The sequence below is a fragment of the Falsirhodobacter algicola genome, from assembly GCF_018279165.1.
Classification (GTDB): Bacteria; Pseudomonadota; Alphaproteobacteria; order Rhodobacterales; family Rhodobacteraceae; genus Falsirhodobacter; species Falsirhodobacter algicola.
The window spans coordinates 209,373-236,196 of sequence record NZ_CP047289.1 but is presented as its reverse complement, the minus strand read 5'-3'; the positions used below and the strand labels follow the sequence as shown (position 1 = coordinate 236,196).

The window sequence follows — 26,824 nt, the reverse complement described above, 5'->3', positions numbered from 1 at the left end:
GGTATCTCGCCGTCGCTACCGGATATGGGTGTCACCAGTTGTCCTTGAACCAGCGCAGCGCGCGTTTGAACGACCGCGCCGGATAGCGTTCGGCCGGAATGTCGAAGTCCCACCATTCGTCCTGCGGATGCGCGGCGAACAGGCAGAGCCCGACGGCCGAGGCGAAGGCCGGGCCGGTGATCTTCTGCGGCAACCCCTGCACGCGCAGCGGCCGCCCCATCCGCACCCGCTGGCCCAGAATGCGCGAGGCAAGGCCGTCCAGTCCCTGCACCTGACTGGCCCCGCCCGTCAGCACGATCTGCTGGCTCGGCAGATGCTCGAACCCGGCGGCGTCGAGGCGGGCGCGCACTTCCTCGAGGATCTCCTCGACGCGGGGGCGCATGATCCCGATCAGCTCCGAACGGCTGACGGAGCGGCTGTCCTTGTCCCAATCGCCGGTATCGGCGCCGATGTCGATCTGCTCGCGGTCATCGAGGCCGGTGGCGTGGATGCCGCCATGCATCGTCTTGATCTTCTCGGCCTGCGCCAGCGGGATCTGAAGCCCCTTGGAGATGTCGGAGGTGACATGATCGCCCCCCATCCGCACGCTGTCGGCATAGATCATATGCTTCTTGATGAAGATCGACACCCCGGTGGAGCCGCCGCCCATGTCGATGCAGGCCGCACCCAGTTCCTGCTCGTCCTCCACGAGGCTGGCGATCCCGGACACATAGGCCGAGGATGCGATCCCCGCGAGTTCCAGATCGCAGCGCTTGATGCAGTAGAGCAGGTTCTGGATCGTCCCCGCATCCACCGACAGCATGTGCATGTCGCAGGCCAGCCGGTTGCCGATCTGCCCGCGCGGATCGCCCAGACCGCTGCGATGATCGAGCGCGAAGTTCACGGGCTGGGCGTGCATCACCTCGCGCCCGCCGCCGATATCGGGCACCTCGCAGGAGGCGAGAACCCGCGCCACGTCCTGCTCGGTCACGACGGAATCCTGAAGCTCCCACTCCCCGGCAAGGCCGTAGCTGCGCGGCTCCCCGCCCGAGAAGGTGGCGATGACGTGATCGACCCGCACCTCGGCCATCTTCTGGGCGGCCTGAACGGCGGTGCGGATGGCGCGCTCGGTCTCGTTCATCACGCTGATCTCGCCGAAGCGGACCCCGCGCGACCGGGTGGAGGCGGCACCGATCACGCGGAACTGGCTCTGCCCCGCCATGCTGCCGACGCCGTCATGCTCGCGCAGACGTTCCGGCCCGTCGAAGCGCAGGATCAGGCAGGCGATCTTGGTCGATCCGATGTCGAGGATGGCGATCACGCCCCGCTGAATGGCCGCGCGGCGCATGTTCCGCATCGCACGCTGGGATTGATACAGATCGGTCATGGGGCGCCTCCACTCGCTGTCTTGCCGCGGGCCCGCGCGCGTTCGGCCACCGCATTGGGGGCCAGACGCAGCACGGGGCGGTTCTTCAGTCTGAAATCGATCACGGTCACGTCGCGGGCCAGAAGATCGTCGGCCTTGTCGAGGGCGAGGATCCGTTCCAGCGCGGGCACCGGGTCCGTCACGGGCAGCATGATGCGCTGCCCCCGGTCCAGCACGATGTCCCAACGCCGTTCCCCCATCCGCACGAACCCGCGCACCCGCGGCATGATCGGCTGGGCCGCGCCGATCAGCGTCAGCACCTCGGGGACGGCATCGTTCGCGCCGCGGCCGGTGATCAGCGGCAGATCCGCTCGGTCGTTGCGCTCGGCGATCAGCAGAACGCGATGGCCTTCCGCGTCCAGAAGCTCGGTATTGGCCGACGAGCGCCAGACGACCACGGGAACCCGCTCCGTCACATCCGCCTGCAAGAGCCCGCCCGCCAGAACGCGCAGATCGACATTCTCCACCGGCGTGAGCGTCATGATCCGGTCGCGCATCCCCGGCAGATCCAGATCGAACGAGCTTTGCGGCAGATGCAGATCCAGCATCCGGCGGATCGTTTCGGCCAGTTGGGGCGAGGCGTTCTCGATCGACAGGGCGTGGACCATGAATTCGGGCCGATCCTCCACCGCTTCGCGCAGCTGGGTGAAGCTGGCGGCGATAGCGGCGCGGCGATCGGCGCTGCCCAGCACCATCAGCAGCACGAGGCCCAGCACCACGAAGGGCAGGCCCAAACGGAAAAGACGCCGATAAAGCGGCGTCAGCATCATCCGCTGAAGGCGGTAGGCCAAAAGGCTCGGGGCAGGATCGCGGCGCGGCGGGCGGTTCATCGATCGCACGAGGCATCCCTCACCAGCCAATCGCAGAGCGCGGGAAAGTCCATCCCGCAATGCGCCGCCTGCTCGGGCGAAAGCGAGGTGGGGGTCATGCCGGGCTGGGTGTTCGTCTCCAGCACCACGAGGCCGTCCATGCCGCGCGCCTCGTCCCAGCGGAAATCGGTGCGGCTCAGCCCGCGGCAGCCGAGCGCGCGATGCGCCGTCAGCGCATGGGCGAGGCAGGCCGCCTCGATGTCCGTCGGAATGTCGGCGGGGACGACGTGATGCGATCCGCCGGCGGTGTATTTCGCGTCGTAATCGTACCAGCCGGTGGTGATGATGTCGGTCACGCAAAGCGCGCGGTCGCCCAGCACGCTAACCGTCAGCTCGCGGCCCGGCACATAGGTTTCGACCATCACCTCGTCGGGCATCGCATCGGACAGGCGCGGCGGCGCATTCGCCCCCCGCTCCACCAGATAGACCCCGACCGAGGAGCCTTCGCTGTTCGGCTTCACGACATAGGGGGGCGGCAGGACGTGGCGGGCCTCCACCTCGGCGCGGGGGGCGATCACGCTTTCGACGACCGGCAGGCCGGCGGTGCGAAACACGTCCTTGGCCCGCGTCTTGTCCATCGCCAGCGCCGAGGCAAGGACACCCGAATGGGTATAGGGAATGCGCAGCCATTCGAGGATGCCCTGCACGCAGCCATCTTCGCCCCAGCGGCCATGAAGGGCGTTGAACACGACATCGGGCTTCAGATCGACCAGCCGTGCGGCAAGGTCCGGGCCGGCATCAAGCTCGACCACGTCGTATCCCGCTTTCCGCAGGGCTGCCGCGCATTCGCGCCCAGTGACCAGCGACACCTCGCGTTCGGCCGAGGGGCCACCCATCAAAACCGCAACCGTGCGGAATGTCCTGCCAGACATGCCCGCCATTTCACTGCCTCGGGTTACATCCGTTAACCGGATGCTAACACTTCATTATTTTTCAGAGGGTTCTCCGACCCTCATGATTTCCCACTCTAACGCAAGTCCGCTGGATTGGAAAACCCTCTTTCGCACCCGCTCGCCCAGATTCTCCAGATCGGCGGCGGAAGCCTGCCCGGTGTTGATCAGGAAGTTGGGATGCTTCTCGCTCATCTGGGCGCCGCCCAGCGTGGCGCCGCGCAGACCGGCATCGTCGATGACCTTCCACGCCTTCAATTCGTGCGTATCGTCGGGCCGCCCGGTGGAGGAATGGCCCGCGGGGTTGCGGAAGGTCGATCCGGCGCTGCGGTCCTTCGTCGGCTGGGTCGCATCGCGGCGGGCCAGTTGCTCGGCCATGCGCGTGGCCAGATCCTCGGGATCGCCCGCCGCGGCGCGCAGCACCGCCTCCACGATCACGCAGCCGTCCGGCACCTCCGAATGGCGGTAGGCAAGGCGCAGATCCGCCGCCGGGATCGTCACCGCCTGCCCGTCCCGCGCGATCGCCCGCACCTCGATCAGGTGATCGGCGATATAGCTGCCATAGCAGCCCGCATTCAGCCGCACCGCGCCGCCGATGCTGCCGGGAATGGTGCGCAGGAAGGTCAGGTCCAGCCCCGCCTCGGCCGCGCGCCGCGCCACATGCGCATCCAGCGCCGCCGCCCCCGCGATCACGCGGTCCCCGTCGGTGCGGATCCCGTTGAACCCGCGCCCCAGCCGGATCACCACCGCCCGAAGGCCGCCATCGCGCACGATCAGGTTCGAGCCGACCCCCATCGGAAAGACCGGCATCGCCGGATCAAGCGCGGCCAGAAAGGCCCGAAGATCGTCCTCGTCCGCCGGTTGGAACAGCCAATCGGCCGGCCCACCGACGCGCAGCCATGTCAGCTCGGCCATGGAGCGGTTCGGCGTCAGCACGCCGCGCACGGGGGGCATCGTCATTGCAGCGCCCTCCGCGCCCGCGCCCGCACGGCGCGCAGCGGCAGGCGCAACAGCGGCAGCGCCGCCGCCAGCGCGACAAAGCCCCAGAACGGCCCCGCATGCAGCGTGATCAGGCCCAGAAGCGGAATCCCCGTCAGCACCAGCGCCCAACCGACGCGGGTCTGCCCGTTCCGGCGCAGGCACAGCGCGGCAAGGATCCACAGCGCGGTCGGCAGCAGCGTGATCATCCCAGACGCTCCGGCAGGGCATTCGCCCATGTGGAGATGGTCCCCGCCCCGAGGCAGACGACCATATCCCCCGGCCGCGCCTGTTCGCGCACCAGCCGCTCCAGATCGGCCTCCGACAGGATGGCGCGGGCATGGCGATGGCCATGGGCGATCAGCCCCGCCACGAGATCGTCGCGCGATGCGCCCTCGATCGGCTCTTCGCCGGCGGCATAGACCTCGGCGATGGCGACGACATCGGCCTCGTTGAAACAGGTGCAGAAATCATCGAAGAGCGTGTGCAGGCGGCTGTAGCGGTGCGGCTGATGCACGGCGATCACGCGGCCCTTGGTGGCCTGACGCGCCGCCTTCAGGACGGCCGCGATCTCCACCGGGTGGTGGCCGTAATCGTCGATGATCGACACGCCGCCGACCTCGCCGACCTTGGTGAAACGGCGGTTCACGCCGCCGAAGGCCGCCAGCGCCTCGCGGATCTCGGCGCGCTTCATCCCAAGATGCCGCGCCACGGCCACCGCCGCGAGGGCGTTGGAGACGTTGTGATCGCCCGGCATCGGCAGGGTGCACCCTTCGATCAGCGCATCCTCGGCCTGAAGCGCCACATCGAACAACGCCACGCCGTTTTCGTAGCGCAGGTTCACCGCGCGCACATCGGCCTGCGCGTTGAAGCCGAAGGTCACGATGCGCCGATCCGTGACGCGGCCGACCAGCGCCTGCACCTCGGCATGGTCCGTGCAGCAGACGGCGAGGCCATAGAACGGGATGTTCGACACGAAGTCGTGGAAGCCCTTGCGCAGGGCATCGAACGAGCCCCAATGCTCCATATGCTCGGGGTCGATATTGGTGACGATGGCGATGGTCGCGGGCAGCCGGTTGAAGGAGCCGTCGCTCTCATCGGCCTCCACCACCATCCACTCGCCCGCCCCGGCCCGCGCGTTGGAGCCATAGGCGTGGATCACACCGCCATTGATGACGGTCGGATCGAAGCCGCCCTTGTCCAAGAGCGTCGCCACCATGGTCGTGGTCGTCGTCTTGCCATGCGTGCCCGCCACCGCGATGTTCGAGCGCAGGCGCATCAGTTCGGCCAGCATCTCCGCCCGGCGCACGACCGGAAGCTGGCGGCGGCGCGCCTCCTCCAGTTCGGGATTGCCGCGCTTGATCGCCGAGGAGATGACGACCACCCCCGCCTCGCCGATATTCTCGGCCCGCTGCCCTTCGAAGAAGGTCGCGCCCAGATCCACGAGGCGGTCCGTGATCTTCGAGGCCTTCGCGTCCGAACCCTGCACCGTATAGCCCAGCGTCATCAGCACCTCGGCGATGCCGGACATGCCGATGCCGCCGATGCCGACGAAATGGATAGGGCCGAGCTCTCCCGGCAGTTTGGTTGCGGCGTTCATGAAGTCCTCAGTTCTTCGACCACCTCGACCAGCCGCTGGGTGGCATCGGGCCGCCCAAGCGCAAGCGCGTTGGCGGCCATGCGGCGCGCGGCCTCCGGCTGGTTCAGGATGGCGGTGATATGTTCGATGAGCGTGGGCGCATCGAGCTGCGCCTCGGGGATGATGGAGGCCGCCTGCCCCTGCACCAGACCGCGCGCATTCGCCGTCTGATGATCGCCCGCAGCGGCGGCGAAGGGGATCAGGATGGAGGGGCGGCCGATCACCGTGATGTCGGCGACCGAGCTTGCCCCCGAGCGCGAGATGACGAGCTGCGCCGCGGCGATCCGTTCGGGCACATCCTCGAAGAAGGGGCGCACCTCGGCGGCGATGGCGCTGTCGCGATAGGCGCGGATGACGGCGTCCGCATCCTCGGCGCGGGCCTGATGGCTGATGCGCAGGCGTTCGCGCATATGGCGCGGCAGGCGGCCGAAGGCGTCCGGCACCACGCGCGAGAGGACATGCGCCCCTTGGCTGCCGCCGATCACCAGCACCTCCAGCGGGCCGTCCGGCATGGCATAGGGCGCGGCGGCGCGGTCCAGCACCGACTGGCGCACCGGATTGCCCGTATGGACGGCCGACACGCCGCGCGGCAGGTCGGTCGGCCAGATGCCGCAGGCCACCCGGTCCACCTTGGGCGCGAAGATGCGGTTCACCCGCCCCAGCACGCCGTTCTGTTCATGGATCATGCGCGGCAGGCGCAGCATCCCCGCCGCCGTCAGCGCCGGGATCGACGGATAACCGCCGAAGCCCACCACCACCGCCGGCCGGTCCGCGCGCATCTTGCGCCAAGCCGACAGAACGCCCCGCCCGATGCGCAGGGGCACCGCCGCCCGCGCCAAGAGCCCGCCCCGCGCGAAGGTGGCCGAAGCCACACGCTCCACCACCACCGCCTCGGGGAAGTTTCCGGCATAGCGGGCGCCGCGATCGTCGGTGGACAGTTTCACGCGCCAGCCGCGGGCGATCATCGCCTCGGCCAAGGCTTGGGCGGGGAACATATGCCCGCCCGTTCCCCCCGCCGCGATCAGCAGGAGGGGGCCGTCCGTCCGTGCCGTCATCAGCGGCCCCGCTTGTTGAACAGGATGTCGCCGATCTCGCCCTGCGGACGCGACCGTGTCAGCGCCAGCAGCATCCCGACGGTGATGCCCGCCGCGATGACGGAGGAGCCGCCATAGCTGACGAAGGGCAGCGTCATGCCCTTGGCCGGCAGAAGGCGCACCGCGACGCCCATGTTGATCATGGCCTGAACCCCGAAGATGCAGGCCAGCCCCGTCCCCGCAAGGCGGATGAACGGATCGCGTTCGCGCATCAGGCGGAACAGGCTGCGCACGACCACCGTCGCATAGAGCGCGATGATGCACAGCACGAGGATCAGGCCGTATTCCTCGGCCGCGACGGCGATGATGAAATCGGTATGCGCGTCGGGCAGCGACCATTTCACCTGCCCCTCGCCGACACCGACGCCGAAGAAGCCGCCTTCGATGATGGCGTTGGTGGCATAGCCGAGCTGCGTGCGCGGATCGAGTTCGGGATTGAGGAAGCCGTCGATCCGCCGGGCGAAGTGCTCGGACGATTCGTAGAAGAGCGTGCCGGCGAAGACGATGGCCCCGATGAAGGTCGCGATCAGAACCATCGGCGCGCCGCCGACGAAGTAGATCACGCTCCAGCCAAAGAGGATCAGCGCCGTCTGCCCGAAATCGGGCTGCATCGACAGGAAGCCCGCGATTACGATCAGCAGCGCAAAGCTGATGCGCTTGCCGGGCGGGCCGTTCACCTCTTGGCTGGAGGCCATGAGCCAGCCCGTCACGATCATGAAGCCGGGCTTCAGAAACTCCGATGGCTGGAACGAGGCGAAGCCGAGGCTGTACCACCGCACCGCGCCCTTGCCGAAATCGGTCCCGGCGACGGGCAGCAGGATCAGCGCGAGGAAGGCCACGAGAAAGCCCATCACGCCCAGACGCCGCACCATATCCGGCGACATCATGGAGATGGACACCATCGCCACCATCGCCATGCCGCCGAAGAACATCTGCCGTTCGACGTAATAGAACTGCGGAAGGCCGTTGCGCGTGGCCAGCGGCACCGAGGCCGCCAGCGCCAAGAGCAGCCCCATGCCGAACAGGATGAAGATGCAGGTCAGCGACCACTTGTCGATGGTGCGCCACCAACGGGGAAGAACCGGCTCCGACGCCCGAGCGGGAATCGCGCCATGAACCATCTCAGTCATGGAATGTGCCTGTCACTGCCTGCCCGATTGTTCCGGGTCTGCCCGAAAGCGTACCCCATGCATCCGCCCCTGACTAGTGCCTTCCTGCCAGCCGCGCCGCCACGAGAGCGGTGAAATGCTCACCCCGTTTCTCGAAATCGGGGTACTGGTCGAAGCTGGCGGCGGCGGGGGCCAGAAGGACGGTATCGCCCGGCTCGGCCTCCTCGGCGGCGCGGGCGACGGCCTGATCCATCGTCTCGCAGATCTCATGCGGGGTGCCGGCCAGTTGCAGCGCGAATTCGCGCGCCGAATGGCCGATCAGATAGGCCTTGGCCACCGCGCCCAGATGCGGCTGAAGCGACACGATGCCGCCCTCCTTGCCCATGCCGCCCGCGATCCAACGGATGCGCGGGAAGGCTTGAAGCGCCTTGGCCGCGCTGTCGACATTCGTGGCCTTGGAATCGTTGACGAAGCGCACGCCCTCGGCCTCGCCCACAAGCTGGCTGCGATGGGGCAGCCCCGCAAAGGAGGCGAGCGCCCCTTCGATCAGCCGCGGCGACAGGCCCAGCGTGCGCGTGGCCGCATAGGCGGCGCAAGCGTTCTGATGGTTGTGCGCGCCCGGCAGGCCCGGCATCTCCCGCAGGTCGATGGAGGCGATCTGCCGCCCCTTGCGCCATTCCGACAGGAACCCCTTGCGCGCAAAGACCGACCAGCCCGGCCCCTCCAGCCGCGCGGCGGCCGAGATGCGGATCACCCGGTCATCCTCGGGGGCGACGGACATCTGATTGGCGAGGAACCGGCCCTCCACCTCATCGACACCGATCACGCAACGGTCCGGGCCGCCTTGAGTGAACAGCCGCCGCTTGGCCGCGAAATAGCCGCCCATGCCACCATGCCGGTCCAGATGATCGGGCGAGAGGTTGGTGAAGACCGCGACATCGGGCGTCAGCGCGCGCGCCAGTTCGGTCTGATAGCTGGACAGTTCCAGCACGACGACGGTCCCATCCTCGGCCGGGGGCAGATCCAGCACCCCGCGCCCGATATTGCCGGCCATATGCACCGGGCGGCCCGCCTCGGCGACGATGTGGCGGATCAGGGCGGTGGTGGTGGATTTGCCGTTCGATCCGGTGACGCAGATCACGCGAGGCATCTGATCGAACCCGTCCCAATCGCGCGTGGCGAAGGAGCGGAAGAAGAGGCCGATGTCGTTGTCCACCGGGACGCCCAGTTCCAGCGCGCGGGCGATCACCGCGTTCGGCGCGGGATAGAGATGGGGGATGCCGGGGCTGACGATCAGCGCGGCCACGTCGTCGAAGGCGGCGTTGCGCGTCAGATCGAACGGGGCAAAGCCCTCGGCCTCGGCGCGGGCGCGCGATTCCGGGCTGTCATCCCAGACCAGCGGCAGCGCCCCGCCCGCCTGCAACGCGCGCGCCGTGGCCAGCCCCGACCGGCCAAGGCCCAGCACCGCCACCTTGCGCCCCGTATATCCCCGAACCGGAATCATCAGCGCACCTTCAGCGTGGCGAGGCCGATCAGCGCAAGGATCAACGAGATGATCCAGAAGCGGATGACGATCTGCGGCTCGGCCCAGCCCTTCTTTTCGAAATGGTGGTGGATCGGGGCCATCAGGAACACCCGCCGCCCGGTCCGTTTGAAATAGAGCACCTGAATGATGACGCTCAGCGCCTCCACGACGAAGAGGCCGCCGACGATGGCCAGAACGATCTCATGCTTGATGCAGACCGCGATCGCCCCCAATGCCCCACCAAGCGCGAGCGAGCCGGTATCGCCCATGAACACCGCCGCCGGGGGCGCGTTGTACCACAGGAATCCCAGACCCCCGCCGACGAGCGCCGCCGCGAAGATCAGCAGCTCTCCCGTGCCGGGAACGTAGTGGATGCCGAGATATTCGGTGAAATCGACCCGGCCCACCGCATAGGCGATCGCCCCCAGCGTGGCCGAGGCGATCATCACCGGCATCACCGCCAGCCCGTCCAGCCCGTCCGTCAGGTTCACCGCATTGGCCGACCCCACGATCACCAGCATCCCGAAGGGGATGAAGAAGAGGCCGAGGTCCAGCATCATGCTGACGAAGGGCAGCGCCAGTTGATCAGTCAGCGGCGCGGGATGGAAGCCTGCGGCGGCGATGGTCGCCAGCAGCCCCGTCAGCAGCCCAAGGCCCATGCGGACCCGTCCCGACACGCCCGCCGTCGTCTGCTTCGTCACCTTGGCGTAATCGTCGGCAAAGCCGATCAGCCCGAAGGCCAGCGTCACGAGGATCACGATCCACACATAGGGATTGGACAGCTGCGCCCAAAGCAGCGTGGACACCATCAACGATGTCAGGATCAGCAGCCCGCCCATGGTCGGCGTACCGGCCTTGGAGAAGTGGGTCGTCGGCCCGTCCGAGCGGATGGGCTGGCCCTTCTTCTGCTTGATCCGCAGGAAGTTGATCAGCGGCCGTCCGAAGATGAACCCGAAGATCAGCGCGGTGAAGAAGGCCCCGCCCGCGCGGAACGTGATGTAGCGGAACAGGTTGAAGACGTCGCCACCGTCCGAGAATTGCACCAGCAGAGAGAGCATCAGTCCGTTCCCTGTTCCAAAGATACGGTGGCCTGCCCGAGTTTGCGCAGCGCGTCAACCACGAGGCTGACCTTCGCGCTCTTCGAACCCTTGACCAGCACGATGTCGCCGGCATCGACCAGCGTGCGCGCATGTTTCGCCAATTCGGCCGCCGTTTCCGTCCACTCGCCGCGCAGCCGCCGGGGAAGCGCGGCATGCAGCGCGCGCATCCGCGGGCCGACGCAATGCACGATGTCGAACCGCGCCAGCACGGGATGATCCGCGATGGCGGCGTGCAGCTCTTCCTCGCGGGGGCCAAGCTCCAGCATGTCACCAAGGACGGCGATGCGCCGCCCCTTGCCCAGACGCCCCACGCCGTCCTGCGGCTTCATCACCGCGACAACTTCGAGGCTGGCCGCGACGGAGGCAGGGTTTGCGTTGAACGCATCGTCCACCAGATCGAAGCTCAGATCGTCGATCGGATCGAGGATCACCCGTTCGCGCGTGCCGCGCCCGGCGGGCGGGCGCCAGCGGCCGAGATCGGCCATCGTCAGCGCCGGATCGAGGCCCAGCGCATCCGCCACCGCCACGACGCCCAACGCGTTCATCGCGAAATGGCGGCCCGGGGTCGCGATCTTGAACAGCATCTCGCGCCCGGCATGTGCGGCGCGCATCACGGTCGCATGCTCGCCGACCTGCGCATCGAGAAGGCGGTAATCGCCCGTCTCGCCGAAGGTGCGGCAGGTGAAACCTGCGGCGCGGGCGGTCAGGATCGGCGTCACCTCCAGATCGGCGGGCAGGATCGCCGTGCCGGTGGGGCGCAGGCCGTCCATGATGGCGGCCTTTTCCTCGGCGATCTCGGCGATGCCGGCGAAGGCGGCCAGATGCGCCGGGGCCACGGTGGTGATCAGCGCGATGTCCAGATCGGCCAGCCGGGCAAGGGGTGCGATCTCTCCGGGATGGTTCATCCCGATCTCGATCACCGCGAAATCGGTGTCGGCGGGCATCCGCGCCAGTGTCAGCGGCACTCCCCAATGGTTGTTGTAGCTGGCCTCGGCGGCATGGACGATGCCCTGCCCGCCCAGCGCGGCGCGCAGCATCTCCTTGGTGGAGGTTTTCCCGACCGAGCCGGTGACGCCGATCACCTTGGCCCCCGTCCGGCGGCGCGCCGCCGATCCCAGATCGCGCAGGGCCTGAAGCACATCGGGCACGATCAGCAGGGCCGACGGGTCCACCCCGTCCGGCACCCGCGACACCAGCGCCGCCGCCGCGCCCCGCGCCAGCGCCGCCGCCACGAAATCGTGGCCGTCCCGCGCATCCGCCAGCGCCACGAACAGATCGCCCGGCCGCAGGGTGCGCGTGTCGATGCTGACGCCCGTCGCATCCCATGCGCCGGTGCGCCCGCCCGTGGCGGCGGCGGCCTCCTCCGAGGTCCAGAGAGGTTTATCGGTCATGCATCCTCCGGGGGGCCTGCGCGGCATCGGCACGCGGGCTCATCATATCACGCCATCCAGCGCCGCCACGGCGACCGAGGCCTGTTCCACGTCGTCGAAGGGAAACACGTCGGAGCCGATCACCTGCCCCGTCTCGTGCCCCTTGCCCGCGATCAGCAGCGCATCCCCCGGCCCCAGCGCATCGACACCGCGCAGGATCGCCTCGGCCCGGTCGGCGACCTCGGTCGCGTCGGGACAGGCCGCAAGGATCTCGGCGCGGATGGCGGCCGGGTCTTCGGACCGGGGGTTGTCATCGGTCACGAAACAGATGTCGGCATGTGCGGCGGCGGCCGCGCCCATCAGCGGGCGCTTCGTGCGGTCGCGGTCGCCGCCGGCCCCGAAGACGACGACGATCCGCCCCATCACATGCGGGCGCAGCGCCTGCAGCGCCGTCGCCACCGCATCGGGCGTATGGGCGTAATCGACATAGATCGCCGCCCCGTTGCGCCGGGTGGCGGCAAGCTGCATCCGCCCGCGCACCCCGACGAGATCGGGCAGCACCTCGAACACCGCGCGCGCGGGCGCACCCGCCCCGATCACGAGGCCCGCCGCCAGCGCCACGTTCTGCGCTTGGAACCCGCCCACGAGGTTCAGCCGCACCTGATGCGCAGCGCCCTTCCATTCGAGCCGCACCTCCTGCCCCGTGGCATCGAAGCGCCGGGCCAGAATGCGCAGATCGGCCCGGGCGCTCAACCCGACGCCCATCGTCGCAAGCCCGCGCTGCGCCGCGCGCCGCGCGACATCGGGGCCATGGGCGTCGTCGAGGTTCACCACCGCCACGCCATCGGGCGGCAGCAGCCGGTCGAAGAGGCCCATCTTCGCATCGTAATACGCCTCGAAGGTGCGGTGATAATCGAGATGGTCCTGCGTGAAGTTCGTGAAGCCCGCCGCCTTCAGATGCACCCCGTCCAGCCGCCGCTGATCGAGGCCGTGGCTCGACGCCTCCATCGCGGCATGGGTGATCCCGGCCTGCGCGGCCTCGGCCAGAATGCGGTGCAGGGTGATCGGTTCGGGCGTTGTATGCGGCGAGGGCGCGGTCCATGCCCCCTCCACCCCGGTGGTGCCGATGTTGATCGCCGCATGGCCCAGCCGCATCCAGATCTGGCGGGCGAAGGTCGCGACCGAGGTCTTGCCGTTGGTGCCCGTCACCGCCACCATCGTTCCGGGCTGCGCGCCGAACCACAGCGCGGCTGCCCCGGCCAGCGATTGGCGCGGATCTTCGGCCACGATCAGGGCGGCATCGACCGCGCCGATCAGGGCCGCGCCCTTGGCATCGGTCAGGATCGCCGCGGCGCCCTGTGCCAGCGCCGTTTCGACGAAACGCGCCCCATGGGCGTGCTGGCCCGGAAGCGCGGCAAAGAGGAACCCCTCGCGCACGTCGCGGCTGTCCACGGCAAGGCCGCAGATGCGCGCCTCGCGGCCCCCGCGGGCGGTCAGGCCAAGATCGGCAAGGGCTTTGCTGCGGGCCATCGGGCCACCTCCGTCACTCTTCGGGCAGGTCGGCGCGAAGCTGCGCGGCCGGCTGCGTCTCGATCGGGCGCAGCCCCATCAGCGGTGCCACGCGCCGGATGATCTCCGCCGCGACCGGAACCGCCGTCCAGCCCGCCGAACGTCGCGGCACCGATAGCGTGTTGTCCGACGGTTCGTCCAGTGTCACCACCAGCGCATATTGCGGCGCGCTGGTCGGGAAGACCGAGGCGAAGGTGTTCACCACCTTGTCGTTGTAATAGCCGCCCTGCGGGTCCGGCTTGTCCGCCGTCCCCGTCTTGCCGCCCACCTGATAGCCGGGCACATCGGCAAAGCTGGCGGTGCCGTTCGTCACCACCATGCGCAGCATGTCCACCGCCTTGTGTGCGACATCGGTCGCCACGACCTGCGGCATCTCCGGCGTCTGGGTGCGGTGCAGCAGCGTCGGCGTCACGCGGTAGCCGCCATTGGCGATGGTGGAATAGGCGGCGGCCAGATGCATCGGGCTGGCCGCGATCCCGTGCCCGTAGGAGGTGGTGATCGTCACGATCTCCGGCCAGCGGGCGGGAACGATGGGCTTGGCGCCCGGCGCTTCCACCAGTTCCACCGGGGTCGGATCGAACAGCCCGAGCGAGCGCATGAACGCCTGCTGCCGCTGTGCCCCCACCTCCAGCGCGATGCGCGCCGTACCGACGTTGGAGGAGTTCTCGATGACCTGCGTTACGGTCTGGATGCCGTAGTTGTGGTTCTGGAACTCCTTGATGCGGTACTTGCCCCAGATCAACGGCGCATTGCCGTCGATGATGGTGTCCGGCCCGACGAGGCCGAGCTGCATCGCGTTCGCCACCGTGAAGATCTTGAAGGTGGAGCCGAGCTCATACACCCCCTGCACCGCGCGGTTGAAGAGCGGGCTGTCGCCGGGATCGCCCGTCAGGATCGGCGCGGGCCGGTCGTTCGGGTCGAAATCGGGCAGCGAGACGAGGGAGATCACCTCCCCGGTATGCACATCCATCAGGACCGCCGCCGCACCCTTGGAGTTCATCATCTTCATGCCGGTGTTCAGCACTTCGGTGATCGCGGCCTGCACCGTCATATCGATCGAGAGTTGCAGCGGCTCGGACTGCGCCGGATCGCGCAGCCGCGCATCCATCGCCCGCTCGATCCCCGCCGTGCCGATCACCTCGGCCGAGGCCACGCCCTCGGCCCCGAAGCTGGTCCCGCCGAGGATGTGCGAGGCGAGGTGCCCGTTGGGATAGAGCCGCATCTCGCGCGGGCCGAACAGAAGGCCCGGATCGCCGATGTCATGGACGGCCTGCATCTGTTCGGGCGACAGCTTGCGGCGGATCCACATGAACTTGCGTCCGTCGGTGAAACGGCGCTTCAGCGCGTCTTCGTCCATGTCGGGGAAGATGCGCACCAGTTCCTCGGCGACATGCATCGGATCGATCATGTCCTGCGGGTGGGCATAGAGCGCATAGGTCTGGATGTTCGTCGCAAGGATGCGGCCATCGCGGTCGGTGATGTCGGCGCGGTTGGCCGAAATCTCGTGCCCCGGCAGGGCCGAGCGCGGCTCCGACGGTTCGGTGGAGGCCAAAAGCCCCATCCGCGCGCCGATCACCATGAACATCATGAAGAACGAAAGCCCGAGGAACAGCAGCCGCACCTCGGCCCGGCTGCGCGCCTTGTCCCGCGCCGCCTCGTGCCGCAGGCGCAGGTTCTCGCGCTCGATCACGTCGGGGTTCTGGCCGTTCAGACGGGCCTGAAGGATGCGGGCCAGCGGGCGAAGCGGTGTGCGGATCATGGGATCAACTCATCCTGCGCAGCATTGGGATCGATCGTGGCCCCGAACAGGGGCTGGGGGGGATAGGTCACCTGCTCGGGCAGGCCGAACTGGTCCGCGGTCATCGGCAGAAGGCGCAGCTTGTCGAAGTTGATGTTCACCAACTCCTCCAGCCGCTCGGGGCGGTTCAGATAGGCCCATTCCGCCCGCTGCATCGCCAGCGAGGACCGCAGATCCGCGATCTGCGCGTTCAGGCGCGACACGCCGCGCAGCATCTCCTGCGTAGCGTAGTTCTCGCGGTAGGCCCAGAAGGCCAGAAGCATCACGCACAGGAAGCTCGCGATGTAGATGAGCGCGCGCATTCAGCGTCTCCGTCGGCCGATGCGGGGGGCGCCGAGGGCGGCGGGATCGACCGTCCCCGCCTCCGCCTCGGTGCGGACCCCGGCCCGCAGCTTGGCCGAACGGGCGCGCGGATTGACCGCCGTCTCCTCCTCGGAGGGGCCAATCGCCCGCTTGGACAGGAGGGTGAAGCGCGGCGCCTCGGTCGCGAGGGCGGGGGCGTAGCGGTTGGCCTGCGCGTCCTGCCCGGCGCGGGACTGGAAGAACCGCTTCACGATCCGATCCTCCAAAGAATGGAAGGTCACGACCGCCAGCTTGCCGCCCGGCTTCAGCGCGCGTTCGGCGGCCATCAGCCCTTCGACCAGCTGATCGAATTCGGTGTTCACCGCGATGCGGATCGCTTGGAAGCTGCGCGTGGCGGGATGGGTCTGGCCGGGTTTGGGGCGCGGCAGGCATTTGGCCACGATCTCGGCCAGATGCAGGGTCCGGGTGATCGGTGCCTGCGTCCGCGCGCGCACGATCGCCCCCGCGATGCGGCGCGATGCCCGCTCCTCTCCGTAGTGATAGAGGATGTCGGCCAGCTCGCCCTCTTCGGCGGTGTTCACGAGATCGGCCGCCGAAGGGCCGGACTGGCTCATCCGCATATCGAGGGGGCCGTCCTTGGCGAAGGAGAAGCCCCGCTCCGCCAGATCGAGTTGCATGGAGGAAACGCCGAGATCCAGCACCACGCCGTCCAAGGGTTGGCCGGCATGGATGTCCAGCTCCCCGAACTCGCCGGCGACCAGCGTCACGCGCCCGCCCCAATCGGCGCGGGCCGCCATCTCCAGCGCCAAGGGATCGCGGTCCACCCCGATCACATGCTCGGCCCCGGCCTCCAGCAGGCCACGGGTGTAGCCGCCCGCCCCGAAGGTGCCGTCCAGCCACACGCCGCCCACCGGAGCCACGAGCTCCAGCAGCGGGGTCAGGAGGACGGGAATGTGCGGTGCGTCTGTCATCTGTTATCCCACGCCATGCAGCAGCGTCAGCATGTCCTGCCCATCGGCCAGAAGCTGCATGTCCTCGGCCTCCTGTTCGGCAAGCCAGGTGTCGAAGTCGGTCTTGCGCCAGATCTGGAAGGTCTGGAGCGTACCGGCGAATACGGATTCGACCGAACCGCGGATCTCTTCCGCCGTCAGGCCAAGCTTGTCGCGCACGCGGGCGGGCAGGACGATGCGGCCATCCTCGTCGATCTCGATCGTGGCGGACAGGGTGATGAAGTTCCGCTCCAGCAACCGGCGCGCCGGGGTGCCGAGCGGCAGTGCCGCGATCTGCGCCTCCAGCGCGGCCATGCCCTCCATGGTGTAGCATTCCACGAAGCGGCGACGCTCGTCGCCATAGACCATCACGAAGCGGGTGCGCTGCGCCGAGGAGTTTGGATCGCCCGCATCCAGAATGCGACGAAAGGCGACCGGGATCAGCACCCGCGCCTTCGCATCGACCTTCTGGCCGAACTCGCCTCTGAACGCCTCTGCCACGGTCCTGCCGTCCTGACTGCCACCCCGTCCGAGGGGGATCCCCGAACGGAAAACGGCGGATCGAGCGGCTGCCACTGCCCGATCCGCCGGTCTGTCCCATCGCTGGGTGTCCAGCTGCGCGCGCCCACCTGGGGGATGACTGCTCGGCCGCGCGCCGGATCTGCTTTTGTCGGACGATTGACGGTTGCCTGTATGAACCCGCCGGGTTCTTGCCATCGGGGTCTTGATGCCCCTGTTCTCGTGCCGCCCTCGTCTTCGTGGAGACAGGAATGACATGGGATGAGGTGGGACGTAAAGGAAAAAAATGGGACGGCGGGCGGAACATTTGGGGGGCGGCAAAGAGCCGCCGATCCCCCACCCCGGTAATCAGACGACTCCGCCCACCCATGTTGGACATGCGACGAAAGCGGCCACAACATCTGGTGGCCGCCCGCATTGTTCCACCGCATCCCATGGGGATGTCGGTTTTCCGCTCATGGTATAGATTCGCTTAAACCGCGGCCCGTAGGCCACAGGCCAGCCCGGCGCCGCGGCCCATCCCGGAATGCCCGTCCCAGACGATCCCAGCCTCAGGCCACACCATCCGCCACGAGGCGGGCGGCCAAAGCGGCATAGGCATCCGCCACCGGCCCCTCGCCCGCCGCCACCGGCGTTCCCGCATCGCCGGCCAGCCGCACCGACAGGTCCAGCGGCAGTTCCGCAAGGAAGGGCAGACCCAGACGCTCCGCCTCGGTCGCCACGCCGCCATGGCCGAAGATATGCGCCTCATGCCCGCAACTGGGGCAGACATAGCTGCTCATATTCTCGATCAGGCCAAGAATGGGGGTGTTCAGACGCTCGAACATGTTCAGCGCCTTGCGCGCATCCAGCAGCGCCACGTCCTGCGGGGTGGACACGACGAGCGCGCCCGTCACATGCGTGCGCTGGCACAGCGTCATCTGCACATCCCCCGTACCGGGCGGCAGGTCGATCAGCAGGACATCCAGCTCCCCCCATGCGACCTGACCCAACATCTGCTGAAGCGCGCCCATCAGCATGGGGCCGCGCCAGATCACGGCCTCGTCCTCCTTCACCATCAGGCCCAGCGACATCATGGTGACGCCATGCGCCTGAAGCGGGATGATCGTCTTGCCGTCCGGCGAGGCGGGCCTTTTCGACACGCCCATCATCCGCGGCTGCGAGGGGCCATAGATGTCGGCATCCAGAAGGCCGACCTTTCGCCCCTGCCGCGCCAGTGCCACCGCAAGGTTCGAGGAGACGGTGGATTTACCCACCCCGCCCTTGCCCGAACCGATGGCGAGGATGCGCTTCACCCCCGGCACCGGCTGCGGTCCGGCCTGCGGCGTCGGATGGCGCCCCATCTTCAGCGTCGGGGCGGCGCTTTCGGCCGTCAGGATCACCGAAACGGCGGTCACACCCTCCAACGCCTCGACCCGGGCCTGCGCGAGGCGGCGCAGCGGCTCCATCATGCGGGCTTCCTCGGCGGTGGGGGCCTCGATCACGAAGCGGACGGAGCCGCCTTCCACGGCCAAGGCGCGCACCATGTCCCGCGACAGGAGCGTTCCGCCCGGAACCTCGATCCCGCCAAGGGCCGCAAGGACGGATTCGCGCAACGATGACATGACGGACTCCTGTGATTGCCGCTGCTCAACTTGGACAAAATGTCACAATACGCAAGGGCTTGGCCGGAATCCGTGCGCACACTGCACAAAATATGTGCGCCCTGCCCTCAGGAGGTCCAACAGCGCCGTGCAAGCCATGCGGACCGCGCATGGCGGAGTTGCCGGTTTCCGGGATTGTGCCCGCGACCCCCACGGGCCAAATTGTCTTCAACAGCGCAGGACAATCCGGTTCGGCGCAGGACGCGAAGCAAACGAGGCTCAAAATGGCACAAGCAATCTATACCGGCACGATCGCTGGCCCCGGCCGTATCAGCTTCTCGCTGGACACGCTCAAGGCCGCTCTGCGCCGCCGCGCGATCTACCGTCAGACGGTACAGGAACTGAACGCCCTGTCCAGCCGCGAACTCACCGATCTGGGCATCCGTCGGAGCGAGATCCGCTCCATCGCCCGCGACGCGGCCTTCGGCGCATAAGAATTTCGACGGGCCCCTCCTCCTCCCTGGGCCTCGAGAAACGCGGCGACATCCTCCTCCTCCCTGATGTTGCCGCACCCTATTCGGAGCCTCGCGCTCCAGACGAAGTACGGACGGCCCCTCCTCCTCCCTGGGCCGATCGTTCCAACGGCGATCCCCTCCTCCTCCCTGGGATCGCCGTACATCTTTCCTCCGGCGGCCCTCCTCCTCCCTGGCCGCCGCGGATCGAGCGGCGCCCCTCCTCCTCCCTGGGCGTCGCTTACCTTCTACGGTTGCCGACCTCCTCCCCGGCGGCCGCAGGTCGGAATGTCGCCCCTCCTCCTCCCTGGGTGATGTTCCATCAGAACGACGGCCCCTCCTCCTCCCTGGGCCGGACGTGACAGAACGGCGGCGCCCCTCCTCCTCCCTGGGCGCCGCCGTTTTCTTTTTGTCAGATGGTCTGTAGCGGCCCGCCGATCAGAACGGCACGTCATCCGCCTGATCGGCCGCGACGACGAAGCTGGCGACGATCTTCTTCGATCCCGCCTTGTCGAAGGCGACATCCAACTTATCCCCCTCGACGGCCTGCACGGTGCCATAGCCGAACTTGCGATTGAACACCCGGTCGCCTTCGGTGAACTTCGCCACCGCCTGCAGATCGATGACGATGCCCGTCGCCTCGCGCGGTTGGGCCATCGGGCGGGCCGTGGCGCGGCCCTGCATCCGCCGCCAACCGGGAGAGTTGTAGACATCGGCACTGGCCACGCGCTGATCCATCGCCGTGGGGGCCGCCGCGCCAAAGCCGCCGCCATGCAGGCCGGGCGGGGTCAGCACTTCCACATGCGAGGCGGGCAGTTCATCCACGAAACGCGACGGCAGCGCCGATTGCCATTGCCCATAGACGCGCCGGTTCGCCGCGAAGGAGATGGTGCACACCTGCTCGGCCCGCGTGATGCCGACATAGGCAAGGCGGCGCTCTTCCTCGAGGCCCTTCAGCCCGCTTTCGTCCATCGCCCGCTGCGAGGGGAAGAGCCCGTCTTCCCACCCCGGCAGGAACACCGCCGGAAACTCCAGCCCCTTGGCGGCATGCAGGGTCATGATCGACACCTTCTCACCGCTTTCGGCCTGTTCGTTGTCCATGATCAGCGCGACATGTTCGAGGAAGCCTTGCAGATTCTCGAACTGCTCCAGCGCCTTCACGAGTTCCTTGAGGTTCTCGAGCCGTCCCGGCGCCTCGGGCGTCTTGTCGTTCTGCCACATGGCCGTATAGCCGGATTCGTCGAGGATCGTTTCCGCCAGTTCGACATGGCTCTGACCGCGCAGCGTGGCCGCGTGCCAGCGATCCACCCCTTCGACGAACTGGCGCAACTGCCCCGCGCCCTTGCCGCCGAGCCCGCCTTGCGCCAAAAGCGCCCGCGCCCCTTCCAGAAGCGGCAGCCCAGCCTCGCGCGCGGTGCGCTGGATCGACTGCTGTGCCTTGTCGCCAAGGCCGCGCTTGGGTGTGTTCACCACCCGCTCGAACGCGAGATCGTCATCGGGCGACACCGCCAGCCGGAAATAGGCCATCGCGTCGCGAATCTCGAGCCGTTCGTAGAATCGCGGGCCGCCGATCACGCGATACGGCAGGCCGATCGTCAGGAACCGATCCTCGAAGGCGCGCATCTGATGCGAGGCGCGCACGAGGATCGCCATACCGTCGAGGCCGAGCGGTGCCATCCCGCGCGTGCCGCGGCTCATGGCCTCCACCTCTTCGCCGATCCAGCGGGCCTCTTCCTCGCCGTCCCAATGGCCGATCAGGCGGACCTTCTCGCCGCCGCGCGCTTCGGTCCAGAGGGTCTTGCCGAGGCGCCCCGCATTGGCCGCGATCACGCCCGACGCCGCCGAGAGGATATGTTCGGTAGAGCGGTAGTTCTGTTCCAGCCGGATCACCGCCGCACCGGGGAAATCCTTTTCGAATCGCAGGATGTTGCCCACCTCGGCCCCGCGCCAGCCATAGATCGACTGATCGTCGTCGCCGACGCAGCAGATGTTGCGATGCGCCTGCGCCAAAAGCCGCAGCCACATATACTGCGCGGTGTTCGTGTCCTGATATTCGTCCACGAGGATATAGGGCAGCCAGCGCTGATACTGGGCCAGCACGTCGGGATGCGCCTGAAAGATCGTCAGCACATGCAGCAGCAGATCGCCGAAATCGACGGCGTTCAGCGCGCGCAGACGGTCCTGATACTGCTCGTAGATCTCGGTGCCGCGATGGTTGAAGGCCCCGGCCTCGGCGGCGGGCACGGCGCGCGGGGTCCATGCGCGGTTCTTCCAGCCGTCGATCAGCCCGGCCATCATCCGTGCGGGCCAGCGTTTCTCGTCGATATTGGCGGCGACGATCAGCTGCTTCAGAAGGCGGATCTGATCGTCCGTATCGAGGATGGTGAAGTTCGATTTCAGCCCCACCAATTCGGCATGACGGCGCAGGATCTTCACGCTGATGGAATGGAAGGTGCCCATCCACGGCATCCCCTCCATCCCGCCGAGCATCCGGCTGACGCGGTCCTTCATCTCGCGCGCGGCCTTGTTGGTGAAGGTCACGGCAAGGATCTCGTTCGGGCGGGCGCGCCCCGTCGTCAGAAGGTGGACGATTCGCGAGGTCAGCGCCTTGGTCTTGCCCGTGCCCGCGCCGGCAAGCATCAGCACCGGCCCATCCAGCGCCTCCACCGCCGCGCGCTGCGCGGGGTTCAGATCGTCCAGATAGGGGGCCGGGCGCTGCGCCATCGCGCGCTGGCTCAAGGGAACGGCGGCCTCGAAGGCGTCGAAATCATCGGATCCGGTCATGCCCGCAAGATAGCCCCTTGTGCGGCGGATTGGAAGCGTTCGCATTCTGTTCGCCCTATTGGCGTTTCCCGTCAGACGCTTGGCCGAAGCCTGAGCGATTTGCTTTCATTCCCGACCGAAAAACTTGGGGCGCCAAAGCTGAGTAAACCTGTCAACATATTGGAAACATTACACTTTTTTCTTGACCTTCGCGGCGTGGCGACTTAGATCTATTCCAAGGAAGGCCGGAACGCCTCCGAACGAAACAGATCGAGATGGAGATTCGGATATGACCAAACATTGCGCCGAATGCGTGTTCTTCGAGGATCACGTCGCCAACGGTACCGCTGCCAGCGATGACGCCGGCCTGTGCCGCTTCAACCCGCCCGTCACCCAGCCCTCCGCGGATGCGCGCGGCTTCTGGCCGGTGGTGGCCTCGAACGATTGGTGCGGCCACTTCGCCGGCCAGATCGCCGCGGAATAAGCAAGCCAGCCAGCCAGCCGCGCAATCTGCGCGCGCCAGCCAGCAAGCCAGCAGACGGGGGCGGTGCCGAAAGGCGCCGCCCTTTGTTTTACGAACCGTCATTTTTCCTCTTGCGCCCGGCAGCGGGCTGGCCTAAATCCCCGCTCGTCCAAACGGTGCGGGCGTAGCTCAGGGGTAGAGCATAACCTTGCCAAGGTTAGGGTCGGGCGTTCGAATCGCCTCGCCCGCTCCAATTGGACCGATGATCTGAAGCGCGGGCGTAGCTCAGGGGTAGAGCATAACCTTGCCAAGGTTAGGGTCGGGCGTTCGAATCGCCTCGCCCGCTCCAGATCAGCCAGACATTGCAGGGCCTTCGCCGGCAGCCTATAAGGCCCGGAACAACGAAGGAAACCGCGATGCGCAAGGCCGATATCACCCGCACCACTGCTGAAACTGACATCTCGCTGTCCGTCGATCTCGATGGTACGGGCGTGTATGACGTGCAGACCGGGATCGGCTTCTTCGATCATATGTTGGATCAGCTGTCGCGCCATTCGCTGATCGATCTGACGCTGCGCGCCAAAGGCGACACCCATATCGACGATCACCACACGGTCGAGGATTGCGGCATCGCCATCGGGCAGGCGCTGACGCGCGCGCTCGGCGACAAACGCGGCATCCGCCGGTATGGCAGCTTCCACCTTGCGATGGACGATGCGCAGGTGCGCTGCGCGCTGGATCTGTCGGCGCGCCCCTACCTCGTGTGGAACCTGCCCTTCCCGACCGAGAAGACCGGCACCTTCGACACCGAATTGGTGCGCGAATTCTTTCAGGCCCTTGCCACCCATGGCGGGATCACGCTGCATGTGGACCTGATCCACGGGATCAACAGCCACCACATCGCCGAGGCCGCGTTCAAGGCCGTCGCCCGCGCCCTGCGCGAGGCGGTGGAGTTCGATCCCCGCAGCCCCGGCCTGCCGTCCACGAAGGGAATGCTCTGATGCTCACGGTTCTGGTCGATTACGACAGCGGCAACCTTCACTCCGCGCAGAAGGCGTTCCAGAAGATGGGCGCCGAATCGGGCGAGACGGTGATCGTCTCGGGCCGCCCCGAGGATGTGGCGCGGGCCGACCGGATCGTGCTGCCGGGCGACGGCGCCTTCCCCGCCTGCCGCCGCGCGCTTGGGGCGCAGGGCGGCCTGTTCGATGCGATCGAAGAGGCGGTGACCACCCGCGCCCGCCCCTTCCTTGGCATCTGCGTCGGGATGCAGATGATGACGACATGGGGCCGCGAATACGAAGACGTGCGCGGCTTCGACTGGATCGGCGGCGAGGTGACGCGCATCGCGCCCGAAGGGGCCGATCTGAAGGTGCCGCATATGGGTTGGAACGATCTGGTGATCGACAATCCCCACCCCGTGCTGGAGGGGATCGCGACCGGCGATCACGCCTATTTCGTGCACTCCTACCACTTCCGCGTGGACGATCCGGCCCAGCGTCTGGCCCATGTGAACTATGGCGACGAGATCACGGCCATCATCGGCAAGGGCACCATGGTGGGAACGCAATTCCACCCGGAAAAATCGCAGGAGACGGGCATGCGCCTCATCCGCAACTTCCTTGCCTGGCGGCCCTAGTCCACGCGGCTCCAGACCCCGCCCGAGCGGCAGATGGCCATGACGCAGCCCCCCACATCCAGCCGGTCGCCTTGCAGGATCAGCCGGGCGACATAGCTGCGGCCCGTGGCGGGGTTGCTGACCCGGCCGCCGCCATAGATGCCGTCCTGTCGGCTGACCCCCTGCAGGATGGTCATCCCCTGAAGGTCGGAAGGGACACGGTCGCCCCCGGCGGTCATATCGGCCACGACCGTCCCGCAGAATCCGCCCTCGCAGGGCACGATGCGGACCAGCCCCGCGCGCCCATCGGCATCGGCGGGGGTGCGCCACGTCCCCTCGATCGGGTCGGCGGCAAAGGCGGCGACGGGAAAGACGATCAGCAGGGCAAGAAGATGGCGCATGGCCCGCAGGTAATCCGGCGCAGGGGCCATGGCAAGGTTTGCGCCGCGCGGCGCGATGCGCTAGGGCAAGCCAAACCTTGCCGGGAGCTTGCCATGATCCTCTACCCCGCCATCGACCTCAAGGACGGCCAATGCGTGCGCCTCTTGCGCGGCGAGATGGAGGCGGCGACGGTCTTCGGCGACGATCCGGCCGCACAGGCCGCCAGCTTCACCGCAGCGGGCTGCGAATGGCTGCACCTCGTCGATCTGAACGGTGCCTTCGCGGGCCATCCGGTGAACGCCGCGGCGGTGGAGGCGATCCTCGCCCGTGTCGACGTGCCCTGCCAACTCGGCGGCGGCATCCGGGATATGGCGACGATCGGCCTGTGGCTGGAAAAGGGCCTGTCGCGCGTGATCCTCGGCACCGTCGCGGTGGAGAATCCCGCCCTCGTCCGCGAGGCGGCGCGCGCCTTCCCCGGTCAGGTCGCCGTCGGGATCGACGCCCGCAAGGGCCGCGTCGCGACCAAGGGCTGGGCCGAAGAGACGGATGTGATGGTGACCGACCTTGCCCGCTCGTTCGAAGATGCGGGCGTGGCGGCGATCATCTACACCGATATCGACCGCGACGGCGCGATGGCCGGCCCCAATATCGAGGCGACCGAGGCGCTGGCCCGCGCCATCTCCATCCCGGTGATCGCCTCGGGCGGCGTGTCGCGGATGGACGATCTTCTGGCGCTGCGCGACACGGGTGTGATCGCGGGCGCCATTTCGGGCCGTGCCCTCTACGATGGGGCGATCGATCTGGCCGAAGCCCTGCGCGCCCTGCGCTAACCCCGAGGTATCCATGCTGAAGACGCGCATCATCCCCTGCCTCGACGTCGCCGACGGGCGCGTGGTCAAGGGCGTCAACTTCATCGACCTGATCGACGCGGGCGATCCCGTCGAAGCGGCCCGCGCCTATGACGCGGCGGGCGCGGACGAATTGTGCTTCCTCGACATCCACGCCACGCATGAAAACCGCGGCACGATGTTCGATCTGGTGACGCGCACGGCCGAACATTGCTTCATGCCGCTGACGGTGGGCGGCGGGGTGCGGACCCCGGACGATGTGCGCGCACTGCTCTTGGCGGGGGCGGACAAGGTCAGCTTCAACTCCGCCGCCGTGGCCGATCCCGATGTGGTGGCCCGCGCGGCCGACCGTTTCGGCAGCCAGTGCATCGTCGTCGCGCTGGACGCCAAGACTGTGGAGCCGGGGCGGTGGGAGATCTTCACCCATGGCGGGCGCAAACGCACCGGCATCGACGCGGTGGAATTCGCCCGCACCGTCGCCGAAAAGGGCGCGGGGGAGATCCTGCTGACCTCCATGGACCGCGACGGCACGCGCGCGGGCTTCAACCTGCCGCTGACGCGGGCCGTGTCGGACGCGGTGCGCGTGCCGGTCATCGCCTCGGGCGGGGTCGGAACGCTCGATCACCTCGTCGAAGGTGTGACCGAGGGCGGCGCTTCGGCGGTGCTGGCGGCGTCGATCTTCCACTTCGGAACCTACACCATCGCCGAGGCGAAGGCCCATATGGCCGCCGCCGGTATCCAGATGAGGCTGTCATGACCGCGCTCGACCGTCTGTCCCGCACCATCGAGGCCCGCCGCGACGCCGATCCCGAAAGCTCGTGGACGGCGAAGCTGCTGGCAAAGGGCCCCGAGAAGTGCGCCGAGAAATTCGGCGAAGAAGCGGTCGAAGCCATCATCGAGGCGGTGAAAGGCGACCGCGACCGCCTGACGAGCGAGGCGGCCGATGTCCTTTATCACCTGCTGGTGATGCTCGCGGCGCGCGATGTCTCGCTCGGCGATGTCATGGCCGAGCTGGAGCGCCGCGAAGGCACCTCCGGCATCGCCGAGAAGGCTAGCCGATAAGGCGCGGAATATCGATCGCGGGGCAGCGGTTTTCCACCACGCGCAGGCCATGCGCCTCGGCGAGCGCGCGCGCTTCGGCGTTGCGGATCCCAAGCTGCATCCACACCGTCTTCAGCCCCGTCAGCTTCACCGCCTGCTCCACCACCGGGGGCACGTCTTCGGACCGGCGGAAGATGTCCACCATATCCACCTCGCAGGGCAGGCTTGCGAGATCGGGCACGACGGTTTCCCCCAAAGCTTCGGTGCCCGCATGGCCGGGATTGACCGGAATCACGCGATAGCCCCGCGCCTTCATGAAGGCCGCGACGTGATGGCTCGCCCGCGACGGATTGGGGGACCAGCCGACGACGGCGATCGTCCGGTTGGTCTCCAGGATCTCCCGCAGGGTGCTGTCGGACATATGGCTCATGGTTCACCTCCTGCTGCAGACTATGGCACGA

Annotated in this window: 27 protein-coding genes and 2 tRNA genes; 9 read left to right on the top strand and 20 right to left on the bottom strand. The window is 67.7% G+C overall.

What is annotated here, in order from left to right; all coding sequences use genetic code 11:
- Positions 1 to 31 precede the first annotated feature (31 nt).
- The 17 genes from ftsA to GR316_RS01170 all read right to left on the bottom strand — a co-directional run bounded on the left by ftsA (position 32) and on the right by GR316_RS01170 (position 18,761).
- A complete protein-coding gene (ftsA, locus tag GR316_RS01250) occupies positions 32 to 1,366 on the bottom strand; it encodes a cell division protein FtsA (RefSeq protein ID WP_211784267.1) in 1,335 nt (444 codons plus the stop codon).
- Positions 1,363 to 2,235, bottom strand: a complete 873-nt coding sequence (locus tag GR316_RS01245) for a cell division protein FtsQ/DivIB (protein ID WP_211785056.1) — start codon at positions 2,233 to 2,235, stop codon at positions 1,363 to 1,365. Before GR316_RS01245 ends, ftsA begins: the two co-directional genes overlap by 4 nt.
- A complete protein-coding gene (locus GR316_RS01240; RefSeq protein ID WP_211784266.1) occupies positions 2,232 to 3,155 on the bottom strand; it encodes a D-alanine--D-alanine ligase in 924 nt (307 codons plus the stop codon). Before GR316_RS01240 ends, GR316_RS01245 begins: the two co-directional genes overlap by 4 nt.
- A 45-nt stretch (positions 3,156 to 3,200) precedes the next feature.
- A complete protein-coding gene (gene murB / locus GR316_RS01235) occupies positions 3,201 to 4,124 on the bottom strand; it encodes a UDP-N-acetylmuramate dehydrogenase (RefSeq protein WP_211784265.1) in 924 nt (307 codons plus the stop codon).
- Complete coding sequence (locus tag GR316_RS01230) at positions 4,121 to 4,351, bottom strand: DUF2484 family protein (protein ID WP_211784264.1); 231 nt, start codon at positions 4,349 to 4,351, stop codon at positions 4,121 to 4,123. The genes murB and GR316_RS01230 overlap by 4 nt, the downstream gene beginning before the upstream one ends.
- The gene (gene murC, locus GR316_RS01225; RefSeq protein WP_211784263.1) at positions 4,348 to 5,742 is read right to left on the bottom strand and encodes a UDP-N-acetylmuramate--L-alanine ligase; all 1,395 of its coding nucleotides are present in this window, start codon (positions 5,740 to 5,742) and stop codon (positions 4,348 to 4,350) included. Before murC ends, GR316_RS01230 begins: the two co-directional genes overlap by 4 nt.
- Positions 5,739 to 6,836 (bottom strand): undecaprenyldiphospho-muramoylpentapeptide beta-N-acetylglucosaminyltransferase, encoded by a 1,098-nt coding sequence (gene murG / locus GR316_RS01220; protein ID WP_211784262.1) that lies wholly within the window; start codon positions 6,834 to 6,836, stop codon positions 5,739 to 5,741. Before murG ends, murC begins: the two co-directional genes overlap by 4 nt.
- On the bottom strand, positions 6,836 to 8,005 hold the full coding sequence (locus tag GR316_RS01215; RefSeq protein ID WP_211784261.1) for a peptidoglycan glycosyltransferase FtsW: 1,170 nt from the start codon (positions 8,003 to 8,005) through the stop codon (positions 6,836 to 6,838). Before GR316_RS01215 ends, murG begins: the two co-directional genes overlap by 1 nt.
- Positions 8,006 to 8,078: 73 nt before the next feature.
- The gene (gene murD, locus GR316_RS01210; RefSeq protein WP_211784260.1) at positions 8,079 to 9,488 is read right to left on the bottom strand and encodes a UDP-N-acetylmuramoyl-L-alanine--D-glutamate ligase; all 1,410 of its coding nucleotides are present in this window, start codon (positions 9,486 to 9,488) and stop codon (positions 8,079 to 8,081) included.
- Positions 9,488 to 10,567, bottom strand: a complete 1,080-nt coding sequence (gene mraY, locus GR316_RS01205; protein WP_211784259.1) for a phospho-N-acetylmuramoyl-pentapeptide-transferase — start codon at positions 10,565 to 10,567, stop codon at positions 9,488 to 9,490. The genes murD and mraY overlap by 1 nt, the downstream gene beginning before the upstream one ends.
- Complete coding sequence (locus tag GR316_RS01200; RefSeq protein ID WP_211784258.1) at positions 10,567 to 12,000, bottom strand: UDP-N-acetylmuramoyl-tripeptide--D-alanyl-D-alanine ligase; 1,434 nt, start codon at positions 11,998 to 12,000, stop codon at positions 10,567 to 10,569. The genes mraY and GR316_RS01200 overlap by 1 nt, the downstream gene beginning before the upstream one ends.
- A gap of 42 nt (positions 12,001 to 12,042) precedes the next feature.
- Entirely contained in the window at positions 12,043 to 13,509 is a 1,467-nt protein-coding gene (locus tag GR316_RS01195; RefSeq protein ID WP_211784257.1) for a UDP-N-acetylmuramoyl-L-alanyl-D-glutamate--2,6-diaminopimelate ligase, read from the bottom strand.
- Between the two features lie 13 nt (positions 13,510 to 13,522).
- Positions 13,523 to 15,307 (bottom strand): peptidoglycan D,D-transpeptidase FtsI family protein, encoded by a 1,785-nt coding sequence (locus GR316_RS01190; RefSeq protein ID WP_211784256.1) that lies wholly within the window; start codon positions 15,305 to 15,307, stop codon positions 13,523 to 13,525.
- Entirely contained in the window at positions 15,304 to 15,648 is a 345-nt protein-coding gene (gene ftsL / locus GR316_RS01185) for a cell division protein FtsL (RefSeq protein ID WP_211784255.1), read from the bottom strand. The genes GR316_RS01190 and ftsL overlap by 4 nt, the downstream gene beginning before the upstream one ends.
- The gene (gene rsmH / locus GR316_RS01180; RefSeq protein WP_211784254.1) at positions 15,649 to 16,620 is read right to left on the bottom strand and encodes a 16S rRNA (cytosine(1402)-N(4))-methyltransferase RsmH; all 972 of its coding nucleotides are present in this window, start codon (positions 16,618 to 16,620) and stop codon (positions 15,649 to 15,651) included.
- 3 nt (positions 16,621 to 16,623) lie between these two features.
- Positions 16,624 to 17,139 (bottom strand): division/cell wall cluster transcriptional repressor MraZ, encoded by a 516-nt coding sequence (gene mraZ / locus GR316_RS01175; protein ID WP_211784253.1) that lies wholly within the window; start codon positions 17,137 to 17,139, stop codon positions 16,624 to 16,626.
- 569 nt (positions 17,140 to 17,708) lie between these two features.
- Positions 17,709 to 18,761 carry an Mrp/NBP35 family ATP-binding protein gene (locus GR316_RS01170; protein ID WP_211784252.1) on the bottom strand — a complete coding sequence of 351 codons (1,053 nt, stop codon included), beginning with the start codon at positions 18,759 to 18,761 and terminating at the stop codon, positions 17,709 to 17,711.
- Between the two features lie 263 nt (positions 18,762 to 19,024).
- Between GR316_RS01170 and GR316_RS01165 the strand changes: the two genes are divergently transcribed.
- Entirely contained in the window at positions 19,025 to 19,234 is a 210-nt protein-coding gene (locus GR316_RS01165) for a DUF1127 domain-containing protein (protein WP_211784251.1), read from the top strand.
- A 456-nt stretch (positions 19,235 to 19,690) separates the two neighbouring features.
- Here GR316_RS01165 and GR316_RS01160 read toward each other — a convergent pair whose 3' ends face one another.
- Complete coding sequence (locus GR316_RS01160; RefSeq protein WP_211784250.1) at positions 19,691 to 22,036, bottom strand: ATP-dependent helicase; 2,346 nt, start codon at positions 22,034 to 22,036, stop codon at positions 19,691 to 19,693.
- 268 nt (positions 22,037 to 22,304) lie between these two features.
- Between GR316_RS01160 and GR316_RS01155 the strand changes: the two genes are divergently transcribed.
- The 5 genes from GR316_RS01155 to hisH all read left to right on the top strand — a co-directional run bounded on the left by GR316_RS01155 (position 22,305) and on the right by hisH (position 24,114).
- Positions 22,305 to 22,499, top strand: coding sequence for a hypothetical protein (locus GR316_RS01155; protein WP_211784249.1), 195 nt, complete (start codon positions 22,305 to 22,307; stop codon positions 22,497 to 22,499).
- A 157-nt stretch (positions 22,500 to 22,656) separates the two neighbouring features.
- Positions 22,657 to 22,731 (top strand) — tRNA-Gly (locus GR316_RS01150).
- A gap of 21 nt (positions 22,732 to 22,752) precedes the next feature.
- A tRNA-Gly gene (locus GR316_RS01145) sits at positions 22,753 to 22,827 on the top strand.
- Positions 22,828 to 22,894: 67 nt separating this feature from the next.
- Positions 22,895 to 23,479, top strand: coding sequence for an imidazoleglycerol-phosphate dehydratase HisB (gene hisB / locus GR316_RS01140; RefSeq protein ID WP_211784248.1), 585 nt, complete (start codon positions 22,895 to 22,897; stop codon positions 23,477 to 23,479).
- Complete coding sequence (hisH, locus tag GR316_RS01135; RefSeq protein WP_211784247.1) at positions 23,479 to 24,114, top strand: imidazole glycerol phosphate synthase subunit HisH; 636 nt, start codon at positions 23,479 to 23,481, stop codon at positions 24,112 to 24,114. The genes hisB and hisH overlap by 1 nt, the downstream gene beginning before the upstream one ends.
- Here hisH and GR316_RS01130 read toward each other — a convergent pair.
- Positions 24,111 to 24,524 carry a DUF2147 domain-containing protein gene (locus GR316_RS01130; RefSeq protein WP_211784246.1) on the bottom strand — a complete coding sequence of 138 codons (414 nt, stop codon included), beginning with the start codon at positions 24,522 to 24,524 and terminating at the stop codon, positions 24,111 to 24,113. The two genes, hisH and GR316_RS01130, sit on opposite strands and share 4 nt — an antisense overlap.
- Before the next feature lie 63 nt (positions 24,525 to 24,587).
- Between GR316_RS01130 and hisA the strand changes: the two genes are divergently transcribed.
- From hisA to GR316_RS01115, 3 genes are read left to right on the top strand one after another with little or no spacing between them, the layout of a single operon-like run.
- The gene (hisA, locus tag GR316_RS01125) at positions 24,588 to 25,304 is read left to right on the top strand and encodes a 1-(5-phosphoribosyl)-5-[(5-phosphoribosylamino)methylideneamino]imidazole-4-carboxamide isomerase (RefSeq protein ID WP_211784245.1); all 717 of its coding nucleotides are present in this window, start codon (positions 24,588 to 24,590) and stop codon (positions 25,302 to 25,304) included.
- Positions 25,305 to 25,317: 13 nt separating this feature from the next.
- On the top strand, positions 25,318 to 26,079 hold the full coding sequence (gene hisF, locus GR316_RS01120; protein ID WP_211784244.1) for an imidazole glycerol phosphate synthase subunit HisF: 762 nt from the start codon (positions 25,318 to 25,320) through the stop codon (positions 26,077 to 26,079).
- Complete coding sequence (locus GR316_RS01115; RefSeq protein WP_211784243.1) at positions 26,076 to 26,384, top strand: phosphoribosyl-ATP diphosphatase; 309 nt, start codon at positions 26,076 to 26,078, stop codon at positions 26,382 to 26,384. Before hisF ends, GR316_RS01115 begins: the two co-directional genes overlap by 4 nt.
- Here GR316_RS01115 and GR316_RS01110 read toward each other — a convergent pair.
- The gene (locus GR316_RS01110; RefSeq protein ID WP_211784242.1) at positions 26,374 to 26,793 is read right to left on the bottom strand and encodes a CoA-binding protein; all 420 of its coding nucleotides are present in this window, start codon (positions 26,791 to 26,793) and stop codon (positions 26,374 to 26,376) included. The genes GR316_RS01115 and GR316_RS01110 overlap by 11 nt on opposite strands.
- Between the last annotated feature and the right edge of the window lie 31 nt (positions 26,794 to 26,824).

Coding starts and splice junctions, on each gene's coding strand:
- ftsA (WP_211784267.1), bottom strand. CDS start 1,366: ATGACCGATCTGTATCAATCCCAGCGTGCGATGCGGAACATGCGCCGC.
- GR316_RS01245 (WP_211785056.1), bottom strand. CDS start 2,235: ATGAACCGCCCGCCGCGCCGCGATCCTGCCCCGAGCCTTTTGGCCTAC.
- GR316_RS01240 (WP_211784266.1), bottom strand. CDS start 3,155: ATGGCGGGCATGTCTGGCAGGACATTCCGCACGGTTGCGGTTTTGATG.
- murB (WP_211784265.1), bottom strand. CDS start 4,124: ATGACGATGCCCCCCGTGCGCGGCGTGCTGACGCCGAACCGCTCCATG.
- GR316_RS01230 (WP_211784264.1), bottom strand. CDS start 4,351: ATGATCACGCTGCTGCCGACCGCGCTGTGGATCCTTGCCGCGCTGTGC.
- murC (WP_211784263.1), bottom strand. CDS start 5,742: ATGAACGCCGCAACCAAACTGCCGGGAGAGCTCGGCCCTATCCATTTC.
- murG (WP_211784262.1), bottom strand. CDS start 6,836: ATGACGGCACGGACGGACGGCCCCCTCCTGCTGATCGCGGCGGGGGGA.
- GR316_RS01215 (WP_211784261.1), bottom strand. CDS start 8,005: ATGACTGAGATGGTTCATGGCGCGATTCCCGCTCGGGCGTCGGAGCCG.
- murD (WP_211784260.1), bottom strand. CDS start 9,488: ATGATTCCGGTTCGGGGATATACGGGGCGCAAGGTGGCGGTGCTGGGC.
- mraY (WP_211784259.1), bottom strand. CDS start 10,567: ATGCTCTCTCTGCTGGTGCAATTCTCGGACGGTGGCGACGTCTTCAAC.
- GR316_RS01200 (WP_211784258.1), bottom strand. CDS start 12,000: ATGACCGATAAACCTCTCTGGACCTCGGAGGAGGCCGCCGCCGCCACG.
- GR316_RS01195 (WP_211784257.1), bottom strand. CDS start 13,509: ATGGCCCGCAGCAAAGCCCTTGCCGATCTTGGCCTGACCGCCCGCGGG.
- GR316_RS01190 (WP_211784256.1), bottom strand. CDS start 15,307: ATGATCCGCACACCGCTTCGCCCGCTGGCCCGCATCCTTCAGGCCCGT.
- ftsL (WP_211784255.1), bottom strand. CDS start 15,648: ATGCGCGCGCTCATCTACATCGCGAGCTTCCTGTGCGTGATGCTTCTG.
- rsmH (WP_211784254.1), bottom strand. CDS start 16,620: ATGACAGACGCACCGCACATTCCCGTCCTCCTGACCCCGCTGCTGGAG.
- GR316_RS01170 (WP_211784252.1), bottom strand. CDS start 18,761: ATGTCATCGTTGCGCGAATCCGTCCTTGCGGCCCTTGGCGGGATCGAG.
- GR316_RS01165 (WP_211784251.1), top strand. CDS start 19,025: ATGGCACAAGCAATCTATACCGGCACGATCGCTGGCCCCGGCCGTATC.
- GR316_RS01160 (WP_211784250.1), bottom strand. CDS start 22,036: ATGACCGGATCCGATGATTTCGACGCCTTCGAGGCCGCCGTTCCCTTG.
- GR316_RS01155 (WP_211784249.1), top strand. CDS start 22,305: ATGACCAAACATTGCGCCGAATGCGTGTTCTTCGAGGATCACGTCGCC.
- hisB (WP_211784248.1), top strand. CDS start 22,895: ATGCGCAAGGCCGATATCACCCGCACCACTGCTGAAACTGACATCTCG.
- hisH (WP_211784247.1), top strand. CDS start 23,479: ATGCTCACGGTTCTGGTCGATTACGACAGCGGCAACCTTCACTCCGCG.
- GR316_RS01130 (WP_211784246.1), bottom strand. CDS start 24,524: ATGGCCCCTGCGCCGGATTACCTGCGGGCCATGCGCCATCTTCTTGCC.
- hisA (WP_211784245.1), top strand. CDS start 24,588: ATGATCCTCTACCCCGCCATCGACCTCAAGGACGGCCAATGCGTGCGC.
- hisF (WP_211784244.1), top strand. CDS start 25,318: ATGCTGAAGACGCGCATCATCCCCTGCCTCGACGTCGCCGACGGGCGC.
- GR316_RS01115 (WP_211784243.1), top strand. CDS start 26,076: ATGACCGCGCTCGACCGTCTGTCCCGCACCATCGAGGCCCGCCGCGAC.
- GR316_RS01110 (WP_211784242.1), bottom strand. CDS start 26,793: ATGAGCCATATGTCCGACAGCACCCTGCGGGAGATCCTGGAGACCAAC.